Annotated in this window: 15 protein-coding genes; 3 read left to right on the top strand and 12 right to left on the bottom strand. The window is 58.7% G+C overall.

Going from position 1 to position 14,840, the window contains the following annotated elements:
- Nucleotides 1–50 precede the first annotated feature (50 nt).
- The 8 genes from pheT to ACXADZ_RS01820 form a co-directional block, all read right to left on the bottom strand.
- Nucleotides 51–2,447 (bottom strand): phenylalanine--tRNA ligase subunit beta, encoded by a 2,397-nt coding sequence (pheT, locus tag ACXADZ_RS01855; RefSeq protein WP_475192296.1) that lies wholly within the window; start codon nucleotides 2,445–2,447, stop codon nucleotides 51–53.
- A 78-nt stretch (nucleotides 2,448–2,525) separates the two neighbouring features.
- Nucleotides 2,526–3,332 (bottom strand): CE1 family esterase, encoded by an 807-nt coding sequence (locus ACXADZ_RS01850; RefSeq protein WP_171183824.1) that lies wholly within the window; start codon nucleotides 3,330–3,332, stop codon nucleotides 2,526–2,528.
- Between the two features lie 258 nt (nucleotides 3,333–3,590).
- Nucleotides 3,591–4,007 (bottom strand): hypothetical protein, encoded by a 417-nt coding sequence (locus tag ACXADZ_RS01845; protein WP_475192294.1) that lies wholly within the window; start codon nucleotides 4,005–4,007, stop codon nucleotides 3,591–3,593.
- Entirely contained in the window at nucleotides 4,004–5,077 is a 1,074-nt protein-coding gene (gene pheS, locus ACXADZ_RS01840; RefSeq protein ID WP_171179000.1) for a phenylalanine--tRNA ligase subunit alpha, read from the bottom strand. Before pheS ends, ACXADZ_RS01845 begins: the two co-directional genes overlap by 4 nt.
- A gap of 71 nt (nucleotides 5,078–5,148) precedes the next feature.
- Nucleotides 5,149–6,519, bottom strand: coding sequence for a glutamate--cysteine ligase (locus ACXADZ_RS01835; protein WP_475192292.1), 1,371 nt, complete (start codon nucleotides 6,517–6,519; stop codon nucleotides 5,149–5,151).
- Between the two features lie 65 nt (nucleotides 6,520–6,584).
- Nucleotides 6,585–7,112 (bottom strand): hypothetical protein, encoded by a 528-nt coding sequence (locus tag ACXADZ_RS01830; protein ID WP_171669043.1) that lies wholly within the window; start codon nucleotides 7,110–7,112, stop codon nucleotides 6,585–6,587.
- Nucleotides 7,109–7,882, bottom strand: a complete 774-nt coding sequence (locus ACXADZ_RS01825) for a GNAT family N-acetyltransferase (RefSeq protein ID WP_475192290.1) — start codon at nucleotides 7,880–7,882, stop codon at nucleotides 7,109–7,111. The genes ACXADZ_RS01830 and ACXADZ_RS01825 overlap by 4 nt, the downstream gene beginning before the upstream one ends.
- A 68-nt stretch (nucleotides 7,883–7,950) precedes the next feature.
- The gene (locus ACXADZ_RS01820; protein WP_475192289.1) at nucleotides 7,951–8,676 is read right to left on the bottom strand and encodes a 16S rRNA (uracil(1498)-N(3))-methyltransferase; all 726 of its coding nucleotides are present in this window, start codon (nucleotides 8,674–8,676) and stop codon (nucleotides 7,951–7,953) included.
- 12 nt (nucleotides 8,677–8,688) lie between these two features.
- Here ACXADZ_RS01820 and ubiA point away from each other — a divergent pair, with 12 nt between their 5' ends.
- The 3 genes from ubiA to ACXADZ_RS01805 all read left to right on the top strand — a co-directional run bounded on the left by ubiA (nucleotide 8,689) and on the right by ACXADZ_RS01805 (nucleotide 11,957).
- Nucleotides 8,689–9,651 carry a 4-hydroxybenzoate octaprenyltransferase gene (gene ubiA, locus ACXADZ_RS01815; RefSeq protein ID WP_171183810.1) on the top strand — a complete coding sequence of 321 codons (963 nt, stop codon included), beginning with the start codon at nucleotides 8,689–8,691 and terminating at the stop codon, nucleotides 9,649–9,651.
- 64 nt (nucleotides 9,652–9,715) lie between these two features.
- Nucleotides 9,716–11,635 carry an OmpA family protein gene (locus tag ACXADZ_RS01810; RefSeq protein WP_475192287.1) on the top strand — a complete coding sequence of 640 codons (1,920 nt, stop codon included), beginning with the start codon at nucleotides 9,716–9,718 and terminating at the stop codon, nucleotides 11,633–11,635.
- A 1-nt stretch (nucleotide 11,636) separates the two neighbouring features.
- Nucleotides 11,637–11,957 (top strand): hypothetical protein, encoded by a 321-nt coding sequence (locus tag ACXADZ_RS01805; protein ID WP_050603973.1) that lies wholly within the window; start codon nucleotides 11,637–11,639, stop codon nucleotides 11,955–11,957.
- Between the two features lie 21 nt (nucleotides 11,958–11,978).
- Here ACXADZ_RS01805 and ACXADZ_RS01800 read toward each other — a convergent pair whose 3' ends face one another.
- The 4 genes from ACXADZ_RS01800 to pgsA form a co-directional block, all read right to left on the bottom strand.
- Complete coding sequence (locus tag ACXADZ_RS01800) at nucleotides 11,979–13,187, bottom strand: trans-sulfuration enzyme family protein (RefSeq protein WP_475192284.1); 1,209 nt, start codon at nucleotides 13,185–13,187, stop codon at nucleotides 11,979–11,981.
- A gap of 123 nt (nucleotides 13,188–13,310) precedes the next feature.
- The gene (locus ACXADZ_RS01795; RefSeq protein WP_171093850.1) at nucleotides 13,311–13,754 is read right to left on the bottom strand and encodes a molybdenum cofactor biosynthesis protein MoaE; all 444 of its coding nucleotides are present in this window, start codon (nucleotides 13,752–13,754) and stop codon (nucleotides 13,311–13,313) included.
- Between the two features lie 3 nt (nucleotides 13,755–13,757).
- The gene (gene moaD / locus ACXADZ_RS01790) at nucleotides 13,758–14,003 is read right to left on the bottom strand and encodes a molybdopterin converting factor subunit 1 (RefSeq protein WP_171093853.1); all 246 of its coding nucleotides are present in this window, start codon (nucleotides 14,001–14,003) and stop codon (nucleotides 13,758–13,760) included.
- Between the two features lie 3 nt (nucleotides 14,004–14,006).
- Complete coding sequence (gene pgsA / locus ACXADZ_RS01785) at nucleotides 14,007–14,675, bottom strand: CDP-diacylglycerol--glycerol-3-phosphate 3-phosphatidyltransferase (RefSeq protein ID WP_171093855.1); 669 nt, start codon at nucleotides 14,673–14,675, stop codon at nucleotides 14,007–14,009.
- Nucleotides 14,676–14,840 lie beyond the last annotated feature (165 nt).

Raw genomic sequence — 14,840 nt, 5'->3', positions numbered from 1 at the left:
CACCGCCCCTTCATCTTTTCAAAAATACTCTCGCCGAAGGCGATCCTGTGTTACCCGCGCAGGACGCCGCCGGTCGCCTTGGTAACTTTCGAGATGATCTTGTCGGCCACCGCTTCGATGTCTTTTTCCTTCAGCGTCGTGTCCGTCGGCTGCAGGCGAACGGTGATGGCCAGAGATTTCTTACCTTCACCCAGGCTGCCGCCGATGAATTCATCAAAGACGCGTACATCCTCGATCAGCGCCTTGTCAGCACCAGCCGCTGCATTCACCAGCGTCAACGCCTCGACGCCTTCATCGACGACAAAGGCAAAATCACGTTCGACCGCCTGAAGATCTCGCAGCTCCAAAGCGGCACGGGTGGCACCGGATTTGCGGGGCAGAGGCACCTCGTCCGGCCAGATGGTAAACGCCATCGCCGGACCCTTGATGTCCATCGCCTGCAAGACACGCGGATGTAGTTCGCCGAACACGCCCAGTACCTTTTTCGGACCCAGGCAAATCTTGCCATGACGTCCTGGATGCCACCAGGCGTCCCCGTCACGAAGGATCTGCACCTTCGCCGGTGCACCAATGGCAGCCAGTACAGCTTCAGCATCTGCCTTGGCGTCAAACACATCCACTGCTCGCGCGGCCCCGTGTACATCCTTCGGTCCGTCACGACCGACCAGCAAGCCGGTGATCTGGGTTTTCTGATCGCCGGGCTCTCCGTCATGGAACACCGGGCCAACCTCGAACAAAGCGACGTCCGCAAAGCCTCGCGCCTGATTACGCGCCGCCGCTTGTAACAGGCCGGGCAGCAAGTCGGGTCGCATGTGGCTCATCTCGGACGAGATCGGGTTTTCCAGTTGGGTCGCCTCATCACCTCCGCCGAACAACGCCGCAGACGCCTGATCAATGAAGGTGTAGGACACACATTCATTATAGCCCAGCGCAGCGCAGGTGCGACGCGCCATGGACTGACGGCGCTGCGTCGGTGTCATCACCGCCTTGGGGATACCATCGGTCACGCGCGGCAGCGGCTTGCCCTGCAACTTGGTCAGGGACGCAATCCGCGCGACCTCTTCCACCAGATCGGCCTCACCCATAATATCGGGTCGCCAGCTGGGCACATGAGCCATCTCACCTTCAAGGCGGAAACCCAGGCGGGTCAGGGTCTGACGCTGTTCGCTTTCCGGAATGTCCATTCCGACCAGAGACTGCACCCGCGCCGCGTCCAACTTGTAAGCCCGCCCGTGGTTCGGGGCCTTGCCCGCTTCGACCACGTTGGAGGCTTCGCCGCCGCAGATATCCAGGATCATCTGGGTTGCGTGTTCCAACCCTTCACGGGTGTAATCTGGATCAACACCGCGCTCGAACCGGTACCGCGCGTCCGAATTGATCTTGAGCGCGCGACCCGTAAGGGCAATCTGCACATGATCCCAAAACGCGCTTTCGAGGAAGACATTAACCGTCTCTTCGGTGCAGCCTGTTTCCTCGCCCCCCATGATCCCGGCAATCGATTCCGGGCCTTTGTCGTCCGAAATCACCATCATGCCTGGCTGCAGAGTATATTCTTTCTCATCCAGCGCCACCAGCGTCTCGCCACCTTTGGCGCGATGCACCCGCAGGTTGCCCTGCACTTTATCCGCATCAAACACGTGCAGCGGGCGGTTGTGGTCGAAGGTCATATAGTTGGTAATGTCCACCAAGGCCGAGATCGGACGCAGGCCAATAGCCTTCAGCTGATCCTGCAGCCACTGCGGGCTGGGGCCGTTCTTGACGCCGCGGATCAGACGCCCGGTGAAATGCGGCGCGCCGTCCAAAGTGTCTTCGTCAATGCTCACCTTGATCGGGCACTCGAAATCCCCGGGAACCGGCGCATAGTCACGCTGTTTCAACGTGCCGATACCGCGCGCGGCCAGATCACGCGCGATCCCCTCAACGCCCAGCGCATCGGGCCGGTTCGGCGTAATCGCAATCTCGATCATCGGATCGACCTTCGACGGATCGTTCTCGGCCAGCCAGTCGACAAATTTGTCGCCAACTTCACCGGTAGGCAGCTCGATGATGCCGTCATGCTCCTCCGACAGCTCCAGCTCGCGCTCGGACGCCATCATGCCAAAGCTTTCGACGCCCCGGATCTTGCCGACGCTGATGGTGATATCCAGACCGGGGATGTACATGCCCGGCTTGCAAACCACGACGGTGATGCCTTCACGCGCGTTCGGGGCCCCGCAGATGATCTGCAGATCACCCTCGTCCGTCGCAACCGTGCAGACCCGCAGCTTGTCAGCGTCCGGGTGTTTCTCGGCATGTTTGACATGGCCCAGCTTAAAGCCTGCCAACCGGTCCGCCGGGTTCACGATCTCTTCGACCTCCAGGCCAAGGTCGGTCAGCGCCTCGGCGATCTCATCAACCGAAGCGTCAGTGTCGAGGTGGTCTTTCAGCCAGGACAGAGTGAATTTCATTGCACGGGGCCTTTTTTGGCAGATATCCAGTCGGCACAGGCAATGGCAAAGAATGGACCAAGGTGCAAGCGCTGTGCGTCATGGATAGGTGGGGGTGCGGCCCAAAAGCTCGTCCAATTGCCGCCCGATCCAGCCATGCGGGATGAAATGCCCGCCTGGGTGGGTGTCCAGTACCACCTGCCCCTGCGCGCAATCTGTCCATTCCACCCGGCTGAGCGTCAGGATCGGCACCACGCTCCAATCGCCGCGCGGGGTCGCTCCGTTACAGTTGTACTTTTCCCGCCACAGGGCCACCGGATAGGTCGTGTCACCATTCGCGCCATAGGGAAAATCCATCACCGTATCGCTGAGGCCGTGGACATGGCGCGCCTCGCGCGGGCCTTCGGGGCAGTTTTCTGTCTGGCGAATGCTGCCCGCAACGGCCAGCAAGGCGGCAACGTCATTGCCCGACTGGCACACATAGCGCCACGCCATCGCGCCACCAAAGGAATAGCCCGAGACATAGATGCGGTCAGGGTCAATCGGATAGCGCTTGGCCACATCTTCCAGCACCCGGTCGGCAAAAGGCACATCGTCGGTGCCCGAGGTCCAGAAATCCCAGCTTTTGCCCAGCCCGTTCGGGGCCACTAGTAACACGCCCCGCAGCTTGGTCGCCCCGGCAATGCGCTCATGGTTCACGACAACGGTTCCCTGCCGCGCCCAGCCGTGGAAATGCAGCAACACGGGCAGAGGCGTTTCGCCGTCCCAGCCCTCAGGCTCCAACACATGATACGAGCGGTCGCCGACCTCACAGGCCGTGTCGCCGTGACAGTCGGTGTTCCAAGGCCCCATGGCGAAGGCGGGTGAGGCGGTCAGCAACAGAAGGCAAAGCAGTCGATAGATCATGCGCCTGACCCTAGCCAGCCAGAGCGCCAAGTCACGTCACAAACCCGTGGGAACCTGTAACAAGCAGTGGTGTCGCCAGACCGCGGGATGGCGATCCTTGATTAGTGGTGGGCAGTTTATGGAGGCCAAATCCGCGCGCTGTTCGAGCGTTGCGCTGGCGGAGACAAATCGCCAGCCCGTGCGGGCGGTCTGGCGATAGCGCGGCGGCCTATCGGCCTTTGCCCCGCGCAATTGTTTCATTTTATTGGATTGCACAAATTAATAATCTAATTTGCCAGACAGAAATATTGCATAACGATCACCGTAAGTATCGCAGCTACAATCGGGAAAACCAGCGACGTCATGGCCATGTCCATCCATCTGGGCAAGGCCCGAAGAACCGTCAGGTACCAAGCGTTTTTTTCTATGAAACTCAAGCCGCTCATGCCCAAGTGGCAACAACTCTAAGCAAAGGGCTGTGTCTCCAATGGGCAAGACTTTGATAAAACCACGCTGCTCGAGTTGCCTAATATGGTAGCAGAAGCCCTCCCACATAGCAGCAGCTTCTTCTTTTTCACCGCTTTCAATACCAAATTGCGATAGAAACTCAGGGAAGTCTGTTCCAACACCTTCCCCATCATCTTCTCTTTCGATCACCTCAAGAATCAATTTTTCTTGGGAAATCTCATATTTCACCGAGACAAACCACCATGCAGATTCGGCATATCCAGCGCTGCAAACCCATAGTGGCGCAACCAGCGCAGGTCGGAATCAAAGAACGCGCGCAAATCCGGAATCCCGTATTTCAGCATCGCCAAACGGTCGATCCCAATGCCAAACGCAAAGCCTTGATAAACCTCTGGATCAATCCCACCAGCAGCGATCACCTTGGGGTGGACCATGCCGGAGCCCAGAATCTCCATCCAGTCGTCACCCTCGCCGATCTTCAGCTGACCGTTGTCCCAGGAACAGCGGATATCGACCTCGGCCGACGGCTCGGTGAAAGGGAAGTGCGAGGCGCGGAAGCGCAGTTCAACATCGTCGACCTCGAAGAAGGCCTTCACGAACTCTTCCAGAACCCATTTCAGGTTCGCCATTGAGATGTCTTTATCAATCGCCAGCCCCTCGACCTGATGGAACATCGGTGTGTGGGTCTGGTCATAATCGGCGCGGTACACACCGCCCGGACAGATCACGCGGATCGGCGCGCCCTGTTTCTCCATCGACCGGATCTGCACCGGAGACGTATGGGTGCGCAGCACATGCGGCGGGCGGTTATCGCCCTCGGCACGGTGCATGTAGAACGTGTCCATCTCCGCCCGCGCGGGGTGATGGCCGGGAATGTTCAGGGCGTCGAAATTGTACCAGTCGGTTTCAATCCGCGGCCCTTCGGCCACCGAGAAGCCCAGTTCGGCAAAGATCGCGGTCAGTTCCTCGGTCGCCTGGCTGATCGGGTGGATCGAGCCCTGACGGCGGGCGCGGGTCGGCAGGGTGACGTCCAGCCATTCGGTGCGCAGACGTTCATCCAGCGCGGCATCGGCCAGCGCGGCCTTTTTGGCGGACAGAGCCGAGTTGATCTCATCCTTCAGGGCGTTCAGCGCGGGGCCTGCGACCTGACGTTCCTCGGGCGTCATCTTGCCCAGCTCGCGCATCTTCAGCGCAACCTCGCCTTTTTTGCCCACGGCAGCGACGCGGATCGCTTCAAGCGCGTTTTCGTCGCCTGCTTCGGCGATTTGGCCCAGATATTTTGCCTTAAGATCGTCCATGACGGCCCTCTGAATTTGGTCGAGAACCTGCTATCGGCCCCGCCCCGCGAATGCAAGCGGGACGGTGCGGATCAATAGCTGTATTCCGGGAAAATCCGGGTCAGGTCGCCATTCCAGTCGCCATTGTAGTGATCCAGCAACTCATCTGCCGGAACCTTGCCGGTGTCGATGCTTTCCTTGAGCGCATTCAGGAAATGTGTCTCATCCGGGACCAGCCCCCCTGCACCGGGGCGTGCGCGGGCTTTCAACCCGGCCTCAGAGATCGCAACAACCTCACGCGCCAGGTCGTGCATTTTGATGTCACCGACCTGCGCCTGAAGGCCATTGACCGCAGCTTGTACCCGCAGTTCCTCGCGCGTTTCCGCATCCCAGCCCTTAACCAGATCCCACGCCGCATCCAGCGCGCCCCGATCGTAAGTCAAACCAACCCAGAAGGCGGGCAGCGCACACAGGCGACGCCACGGGCCACCATCTGCCCCGCGCATCTCCATGTATTTCTTGATCCGCGCTTCAGGGAAGGCCGTGGTCAGGTGATCGGCCCAATCGCTGAGGGTCGGTGTCTCACCCGGCAATGCAGGCAGTTCCCCCTTTAGGAAGTCGCGGAACGACATGCCCAGCGCGTTGATATACTGGCCGTCGCGATAGACAAAATACATCGGCACATCGAGCGCATATTGCACGTAACGTTCGAACCCGAAGCCGTCTTCGAATACAAAGGGCAGCATGCCCGTCCGCGCATCGTCCAGATGCCGCCAGATATGGCTGCGCCAGCTTTTCTGACCATTGGGCTTGCCTTCAAAAAAGGGCGAATTGGCAAACAAGGCAGTCGCCACTGGCTGAAGCGCCAGCGCAACGCGCAGTTTCTGCACCATGTCGGCCTCGGACCCAAAGTCGATATTGACCTGAACCGTGCAAGTGCGCCGCATCATGGCGCGGCCCATGGTGCCGACCTTTTCCATATAGTCATTCATCAGCCGATAACGCCCTTTCGGCATCAACGGCATTTCCTCGTGGGTCCATATCGGGGCCGCGCCCAGACCGATGAAACCAACGCCGATCTCGTCCGCGATGTCCTTCACCTCACGCAGGTGGGTGTTTACCTCATCGCAGGTCTCGTGGATCGTCTCAAGCGGGGCACCGGAAAGCTCCAGCGCGCCACCCGGTTCCAGGCTGACATTTGCACCGTCTTTTTCAAGACCGATCAACTTGTCGCCTTCGCGCACTTCGCCCCAGCCATGGCGATCCCGCAGACCTTCCAGCACGGCCACAATCGAGCGTTTGCCTTCAAACGGCAGCGGCTTCAGCGTGTCTTTGCAATAGCCGAACTTTTCGTGCTCGGTGCCGATGCGCCAGTCTTCTTTGGGTTTGCAGCCTGATTCCAGATATTCGGCCAGTTGCTCATGGCGTTCGATCGGACCGCCGCCGGACTGAGGGATGGACATGAACCGTGCTCCGATCCTGATGTGTCTGTCTTGAAGGTCAGTCGTGGTCGTAAATGACGCCAGTGTCAATGCAACCGCAAATGTGCCGGGCGCGATGGGGTGCGTTCCCAGATGACGACGGGATGTCGTGATTTACCGTTGAGTTCCGACAGCATCTGTTCGGTTTTCAACCCAGGCAGGCTAGAGAACACATCAAACAAAGCCTCTGCCCCTTCTGCATTCACAGGAATGTGAAGCGCCGGCTGTCCCGACTGATCCAAAACCCAATGCGCCGGGCTTGAGGTCGGGTCGAGCGCAAGCCGTTCAATTTCGCGCGTCGCCACGATGCCGCCATCCAAGGGGCCCAGATAGGTGATCTGACCTTCGTCCACGGTCACCACACCCTGCCCGCCTGCGCCGGTTCTGAACCGGGCGCGCTGTATGCCAATGACCGCCAGTGCCACAGACACCAAGATTAGGAACCAGCCCAACCATGCCAACAGCCCACCCGGCCCGCTGACCCAGCTGAGGCCGAGAATTAGAACGAAGACAGCAACCAAAACTTCGCGCCAGCGCCACAGCGCCAATTTTGCTTCGGGTCGGATGAAACTCATGGCACTACCTTTTGCGGTTTCTGCAGAAGCGCTACACGGTACCAACCGACTTGCCGGAACCCAATCGCCTCATAAGCACGAGCTGCAGGCGAATTGTTCGCGAACAGGATAGCCGACGTCGCACCTTCGGATTTTGCTTTTTGCATCAATGCGGTCGTGACCCGGCGACCCAGACCACGATTCCTGTTTTCGCGCGGCACGAAAACGCCTCCCACCTGTATCTGGTCGTGAATCTTGGCATTCACGGCCGCCATTGCAACAGGAGACGCATCTTCCAATAGAACAATCGCCCTATCTGCGGTCAGTTCCGCATCGACACGCTCAGCAGCAAGTTCGCGTGCCTCTTTACCAACGGCCTGCCCTGTATCTTCAATGTAATCCGCGAACCAAGATCGCAGCCAAGTCCGATCCGAACCTTGCATGCCGCGACACGGGATCAGTGCTTCGGGCAAGTCCTTCAGATCTCGTCGGTACAACGGTTCATCATGGTGCAAACGGTACTTGGCCTGCGCCATATCCAGAGCTTTTAAAGTTAACTCGACCTGAAGCGCATCACCGGTCATACCAAAAACCGTTTCGCCTTCGATCATCCGAGCAAAACTCTCTGCCGCTTCAGTCGCACGATCTGGCAATTGAACCATTAGGTAGCCCTTTTTGCTCAACCCAAAGACGCCCTGAATTCGATCCTTACCCCAAATGAAGTAGCGACTGGAATGGTCATATGCGTTCAATCCCACTCCGTGTGCCGCCAGATTGCTACGCAGAAACATTGAGCTGTCCGGGTAGTTTGCCAGGAACGCCTCGAGCGCAGGAGCATCCGACGAAACCGCCTCTCGAATCACGCCCAATCCCCCAGCGCCTGTTGCCACATCGTCAACGCCGCCACAGCTGCCGTATCCGCCCGCAGGATACGCGGGCCCAGACTGACCACATGCGCATACGGTAATGCCGTCAGTCGGGCGCGTTCTTTGTCGGAAAAACCGCCTTCCGGGCCGATCAGAATCGCCCAAGGCCGTCCTTTTTCATTAGCGGCCAATCGCAGGGCCGAGCCAACCGCGGCCTCGTTGCAGAACATCAGCTGACGGTCTTCGGGCCAACTGTCCAAGACACGATCCAGCCGCTGCAGGTCGGTGACTTCGGGCACGAATGTGCCGCCACACTGTTCTGCAGCCTCGACCGCATGGGCCTGCAAGCGGTCCTGACGGATGCGTTCGGAATTGGTGAATTCGGTCTGCACAGGCAGGATGCGGGCTGCGCCCATTTCGGCCGCTTTTTCGACGATGAAATCGGTGCGAGCCTTTTTGATCGGCGCAAACAGGAACCACAGATCGGGCGGTAATTGCAAAGGTTTGGTCTGTTCAAGGCAGGTCAATACTCCACCCCGCTTGCCCGCTTCTGTCACTTTGGCCAACCATTCGCCATCCCGGCTGTTGAACAGGGCTACAAACCCGCCAACCGGCAGGCGCATCACGCCAAACAGGTAATGCGCCTGGTCGCGCGTCAAAGGAACCGATTGCCCCTGACCCAAGGGCTGCTCTACATACAGTCTGATCTTCGCACTCATGAGACCTTACATATGCAAGGCAATGCCCCAACACCAGACGGTCAAGTCGCCGATGCCGTAACCGGCAATTGGGTCGACACTTATGCACCGGCTTTTGCCCGCCCTTATCTGCGCCTCAGCCGCGCGGACCGGCCCATTGGAACGTGGCTGTTGCTGATTCCATGTTGGTGGGGCTTGGCCTTGGCCATTCTGCATGATGGCCAGCCCCGTTGGGAAGATCTGTGGATTGCCATTGGCTGCGCGCTGGGCGCGTTTCTGATGCGAGGAGCCGGGTGCACCTGGAACGACATCACGGATCGGGACTTCGACGGGCAGGTTGAACGCACACGTTCACGCCCTATCCCTTCGGGACAGGTCAGCGTCCGACAGGCTGCGGTGTGGATGATCCTGCAATGCCTGCTGGCGCTGGGCATCCTGCTCAGCTTCAATCAGGCAGCGATTGCCATGGGCGTTCTGTCCCTGCTGCCGGTGACAATCTACCCCTACGCGAAACGATTCACGTGGTGGCCGCAGGTGTTCCTTGGACTGGCCTTCAACTGGGGCGCGCTATTGGCTTGGGCCGCGCATAGCGGCTCTGTAGGCTGGCCTGCCATCACGCTTTACCTGGCGGGCATCGCATGGACCCTGTTCTACGATACGATCTACGCCCATCAGGACGCCGAAGATGACGAATTGGTCGGCATCAAATCCACGGCGCGCTTGTTCGGCAAAGATACGGCGAAGTGGCTGAAGTACTTTCTGGTGGCAACGGTATCGCTGATGGGGCTGGCCATCATCGATGCGGGCGTGCCGGATGCTTCGATTCTGGCGCTTGTTGTTGCACTTAGCGGACCTTGGGCCATGGGTTGGCACATGGCGTGGCAGTTGCGCGGTCTGGATCTGGAAGACAATGCCAAGCTGCTGCAATTGTTCCGGGTCAACCGCGACACCGGCTTGATTCCGCTGATCTTCCTTTGCGTCGCTTTGCTGCTCTGATTGCACCTGCCGAATGGGGACTGTAAAGATCGGCCCAATCGCCTGAGGAGTGTCGAACCCAAGCATGCGTCTGCCGTATTTTATCGCTGTTTTGCTGATTTTTCTGGTTTCGGCCGGATTGTCCCTCGTGGCCGCCAGCTACGCTGTTACGAAGATCGAAGAGACATCCGAATTCGCTGTGCGTCGATCATTGGACCTTAAAGGACATGACTGGGCCGAGGTCGAATCCGACGGGCTTCGTGTGGTTCTGACAGGCACCGCGCCGGATGAAGCCACCCGATTCAACGCGTTGACCGCTGCTGGAACCGAGGTCGAAACATCCCGTGTGATCGACGAAATGGAGGTCGAGGCCACCTCGGCGTTGGCCCCACCCCGCTTTTCAGCAGAGATCCTGCGCAATGACAGCGGCATCTCGATCATCGGTCTGATCCCCGCCAGCGAGGACAGGGAAGAGCTGATTGACCGGCTGCGCAACCTGGATCGGAGCGTTGCAGTATCGGACTTGATGGAAACGGCAGATTACCCCAAGCCCGACGGCTGGGACACCGCAATATCTTACGCCATCGAAGCATTGGCACGCTTGCCTCGTGCAAAAGTTTCCGCCAGCTCTGGCTTGGTCAAGATCACTGCGATTGCTGATAGCCAAGAAGAAAAACAGCGACTTGAACAGGATCTGACGCGTACCGCGCCGCCAAGCTTGCGCATCGGTCTGGCAATCTCGGCCCCCCGCCCCGTCATTACGCCTTTTACGCTGCGCTACCTGATCAATGATGAGGGCGGGCAGTTTGACGCCTGTTCCGCGCAGGACGAAAAGGCGCGCGACCGCATCGTGGCCGCCGCACGCGAGGCCGGCTTGCAAGGCACTTATTCTTGCACCATCGGTCTGGGAGAACCCTCACCGCGTTGGCCCGAAGCCGCTGAACTGAGCATTCAGGCCCTGTCAAAAATCGGCAATGGCACTGTCACACTGTCAGATGCCGACATTACACTGGTCGCAGCACAAGGAACGGACCCTGCCCTCTTTGACCGGGTGGTGGGTGAGCTTGAAACCGCCCTGCCCCCCGTCTTTGCGCTGCACGCCGTGTTGCCAGAGCCCGAAGACACGGATGCGACCGGCCCGGTTGAGTTTTCGGCCACCCGCAGCCCCGAAGGTCTGGTGCAGCTGCGCGGTCGTCTGGGCGATGAAACCCTGCGTGACATGGTCGACAGCTATGCCCGGGCCGCATTTGGCTCTGATCAAGTTTACACGGCCACCCGCATCGTGACCGATCTGCCCTCAGACTGGCCTGTCCGAGTTCTGGCCGGGCTGGAAGCATTGGCGCAGCTGCACAACGGGGCCCTGACCGTGACGCCTGATACCGTGGAGTTGACGGGCCTAAGCCACGAAGAAGACGCGAAAGCCCGCATTGCTGGTCAGTTGTCGGACAAACTGGGCGAGGGGCAGGAATTCACTCTGATGATCACCTATCTGCCTCCGCCGGAACCCGAAGACGCCCTGCCCGATCCGGAAGTCTGTGAACAACAGATCGCTGAAGTCCAGGCTTCCAGCAAAATCGCCTTCGAACCCGGATCGGCCACGATTGCGTCGGATTCGCGCGATACCGTGAACCAGATCGCAGACATCCTGCGAGACTGTGGCCCCATTCGGCTGGAGATTCAGGGTCACACAGACAGTCAGGGTCGCGAAGAGATGAACCAGCAGCTCAGTCAAGCACGCGCGCAGTCGATCCTGAACGAGTTGCGCGGGCGTCGCATTCCCACCAGCAGCTACACAGCAGTCGGATATGGCGAAACGCAGCCCATTGCGGACAACGACACTGAAGAAGGTCGGGAAGAAAACCGTCGTATTGAATTCCGCCTGATCCGCCCCGAGCCTGTTGAGGCCAATGAAACAGGTCTCGAAGCGCTTGAGACTGAGAATGACACGTCAGAAGCAGACCAGACCGACACGACCGCATCAGATGCGGATGCAGAGGACCAGTAAGTTGAACAGAACCGAATTCATCATCGCCACGGCCATCATTCTGTTTGCGGCCTTCTGTATGGGCTGGTTTGCCAATTGGCTGGCCCACCGCCTGTCCCGCGTCCGCCAAAGCGATGTGGCCGATCTGGACCGGATGAGTCAGGAGCTGCACGAGGCCGAAGAAACCCGCGACCAGGCCATCACCTATCTGCAGCAGCGTGAAGCCGAGCTAACCAATCAGTTGACCCAGACCGAGGCTGAGCTGGCCGCCGCCATGGACGGTCTGCGCGCCGCGCGGCAAGAGGCCGAAGAATTGCGCGGGCGGATCAACAACGCCGACTGACGCGCCCACGACCTGATCGGGTCACAAAACCTGCTCAAGATCCGCGATCAGGTCTTCGGGATCTTCAAGACCAACCGACAGCCGGAACACGCCGTCCCCGGCGTAATCCCGGTAGCTTTCCAGTTGCGCCCCTTCCAGACGGAATGAGGTCTGCATCAAAGCCTCCGTTCCCATCCAGAAAATCAGGCTGCGATGATGGCCAAGTGACACGGCGTAATGGACGATCTTCAGTTTGTCGATCATCTGCTGGGCCAGTGCTTCTCCAGTCGCGTTGTCGCCCACCTGAAAGGTGATCATGCCGGATGAATTCCGCATCTGCCGCTGTGCCAGTTCGTATTGTGGGTGTGATTTCAGGCCCGGATACACGACTTTGGTGACGGCCCCACGTGTTTCAAGCCAATTGGCAACCGCCATGGCACCCGCCTGATGTGCCTGCATTCGAAGCGGCAAAGTTGCCATACCCCGGGCGATCATCCACGCGTTGAACGGTGACATGATGCTGCCGTGATGAATGGCTGATTCATTTCGGATCTTCTCGATCAACTCTTTGCGGCCCGCTACCGCTCCACCAATGGCATCACCATGTCCGCCTATGAACTTGGTCACGGAATGCATGATCAGATCGACGCCCAAATCTTTGCTGGGTTGACCCAGCGGAGAGGCAAAGGTGGCATCGCAAGACAATAACGCCTCGGCATTTTGCGCAATGGCTGACACCGCAGCCAGATCGGTCAGTCGCCCGATTGGGTTCACCGGTGTTTCCGTATGTATCAGCCGCGTGTTCGGCCTGATCGCCGCTGACACTGCCGTCAGATCAGACATGTTGACCGTGCTGACCTCGATCCCCAAGCGCGGCAACGTGTCCCGCGCCAGCTCGGCCACGCCCGCATAAGACACGTCAGAGACGATCACGTGATCTCCGGCAGACAGGAACGTCAGGAAAATTGCAGTTGCAGCCGCCATGCCTGACGCCAGACAAATACAATCCTCGGTGCCTTCCAAGGCGCTGATCTTGGTTTCAAGCGTTCGCACATTGGGGTTGGCCCAGCGCCCATAAAGGTAAGGGGCCTCTTCCTCGAGATCATGGGCCGAGAACCCGGCAACCTGACCGGTGACAAAAGTCGAGGACATATGCAAAGCCGGTGCAGATGCACCATTGGTCGGGTCCGGTTCTTCGCCCGCATGAATAGCGCGCGTCGCAAGACCCTTGTTTCTCAAATCGTTTTGCATGGGGTTGTCCTCTTGATCCGGTTGATCGGATTAAGCGTGAGCTCTGTTGCTGACGTCTAGAGGAAAATTGAACCTGATCAGGGTCAAAAACGACCACCGCATTGTTGCGGTGGCGGGCCCATCTCACCACCGGGTTAGTGCGTCTTCGTCTTCGTCCTTGGCGGCAACCCATTCCGCACCGACCCCAGTGATTTCTTTCTTCCAGAACGGGGCGCGGGATTTCAGGTAATCCATCAGGTATTCAGCCGCCTCGAATGCATCTTTGCGATGCGGCGCTGCGGTCGCCACCATCATGATCCGGTCGCCCGGGGCCAGGCGACCGTGGCGGTGGATCACCAACACATCGCCCAGTGACCACCGATCCTTGGCTTCCTGGGCAATCTTGGTCAGGGCACGTTCGGTCATGCCCGGATAATGTTCGATCTCCATGACATCCAGATCACCGCTTGCAAGATCGCGTACGACGCCGGTGAAGGTGACGATGGCACCGTTGGCATCATCCCCGGCGGCAAAGGCGTTGGCCTCAGCGCCCAGATCGAATGCTTCTTCCTGAACAGCGATCCTCATCACTTAACCACCTGTCATCGGCGGGAAAAACGCAACCTCACGCACACCGGTCAGCGAGGCATCAAAATCTGAAAGCTCCTGATCCAATGCCACGCGCAGGGCTGACAAATCGGCAAAAGCCGCTGCGTAACGTTCTTCCCTTGCGCTTAACTCGGCCACCAGATCGCTGACCGTGGCAGCACTGGTTTCGACTTTTTCCTTTGGCAAACCGATGCGTTCGCGCACCCATGCAAAGTACAGCACATCCATCGCTTAGCTCTCCTTCAGATGCGGCATGGCTTTACGTAAGTAGTCATAACCGGTGATCAATGTCAGCGTTGCGGCAATCCACAGCAACCACAGCCCGATTTGGCCAGCCCAGTACATGCCTTCGATATTCCAGCGCAGGTGGTTTACGTCTTCAACCTGACCCGCAATGATCTGCTCGACCAGATCAGCATCCATTCCGAAGCTCGCCATAACGGCATAGTGTTCAAAGATGCCTTGCGAAAACAGAACCGCGATGGCGATCATCTGCGCAGTGGTCTTCCACTTGGCCAGTTTCGTAACCTTTAGCGTCCCTGCCACATCACCCAGATATTCACGCAGACCCGAGACAAAAACCTCGCGGAACAGGATCACTGTGGCAGGCAGCACCAGCCACGGGGTCCAGTGTTCGGTCGAGTAGCCGACAAGGATCATAAGTGCGATCACAACCATCGCCTTATCTGCAATCGGGTCCAGCATCGCACCGATTTTGGTTTCCTGCTTCCAGGCGCGGGCCAGATACCCATCGAACCAATCCGTAATCGCTGCCGACAGGAACAGGATCAAAGCGAACCAATCCGCGTATGGCCGGGTAAAGTACAAAAACATGACGGCCAGACCGGGTGCCGCCAACAGGCGCAGGACGGTCAGAATATTGGGCAAGTTCCACTTCATGGCTTGGACCCTATATCGACGCCGCAGGACAGAAAAGCCAAACAGGCAAAAAACTGCGCCACACCCAAACGCTTGGTCAAAGCGCCGCAGGCCTGACGTCTCAGAGTTGTACCTCTTGGCCTTTTCCTGCTTTGCGGTCAGATTGCCGCGCAAGTCCAATCAGAA

This window comes from Ruegeria sp. ABM4_193, from assembly GCF_056158705.1.
Note: the sequence above shows the minus strand (reverse complement) of the source record. Positions and strands in the feature narration are given on the sequence as shown.

Coding starts and splice junctions, on each gene's coding strand:
- pheT (WP_475192296.1), bottom strand. CDS start 2,447: ATGAAATTCACTCTGTCCTGGCTGAAAGACCACCTCGACACTGACGCT.
- ACXADZ_RS01850 (WP_171183824.1), bottom strand. CDS start 3,332: ATGATCTATCGACTGCTTTGCCTTCTGTTGCTGACCGCCTCACCCGCC.
- pheS (WP_171179000.1), bottom strand. CDS start 5,077: ATGGACGATCTTAAGGCAAAATATCTGGGCCAAATCGCCGAAGCAGGC.
- ACXADZ_RS01835 (WP_475192292.1), bottom strand. CDS start 6,519: ATGTCCATCCCTCAGTCCGGCGGCGGTCCGATCGAACGCCATGAGCAA.
- ACXADZ_RS01830 (WP_171669043.1), bottom strand. CDS start 7,112: ATGAGTTTCATCCGACCCGAAGCAAAATTGGCGCTGTGGCGCTGGCGC.
- ACXADZ_RS01825 (WP_475192290.1), bottom strand. CDS start 7,882: ATGTTTCTGCGTAGCAATCTGGCGGCACACGGAGTGGGATTGAACGCA.
- ACXADZ_RS01820 (WP_475192289.1), bottom strand. CDS start 8,676: ATGAGTGCGAAGATCAGACTGTATGTAGAGCAGCCCTTGGGTCAGGGG.
- ubiA (WP_171183810.1), top strand. CDS start 8,689: ATGCAAGGCAATGCCCCAACACCAGACGGTCAAGTCGCCGATGCCGTA.
- ACXADZ_RS01810 (WP_475192287.1), top strand. CDS start 9,716: ATGCGTCTGCCGTATTTTATCGCTGTTTTGCTGATTTTTCTGGTTTCG.
- ACXADZ_RS01800 (WP_475192284.1), bottom strand. CDS start 13,187: ATGCAAAACGATTTGAGAAACAAGGGTCTTGCGACGCGCGCTATTCAT.
- ACXADZ_RS01795 (WP_171093850.1), bottom strand. CDS start 13,754: ATGAGGATCGCTGTTCAGGAAGAAGCATTCGATCTGGGCGCTGAGGCC.
- moaD (WP_171093853.1), bottom strand. CDS start 14,003: ATGGATGTGCTGTACTTTGCATGGGTGCGCGAACGCATCGGTTTGCCA.
- pgsA (WP_171093855.1), bottom strand. CDS start 14,675: ATGAAGTGGAACTTGCCCAATATTCTGACCGTCCTGCGCCTGTTGGCG.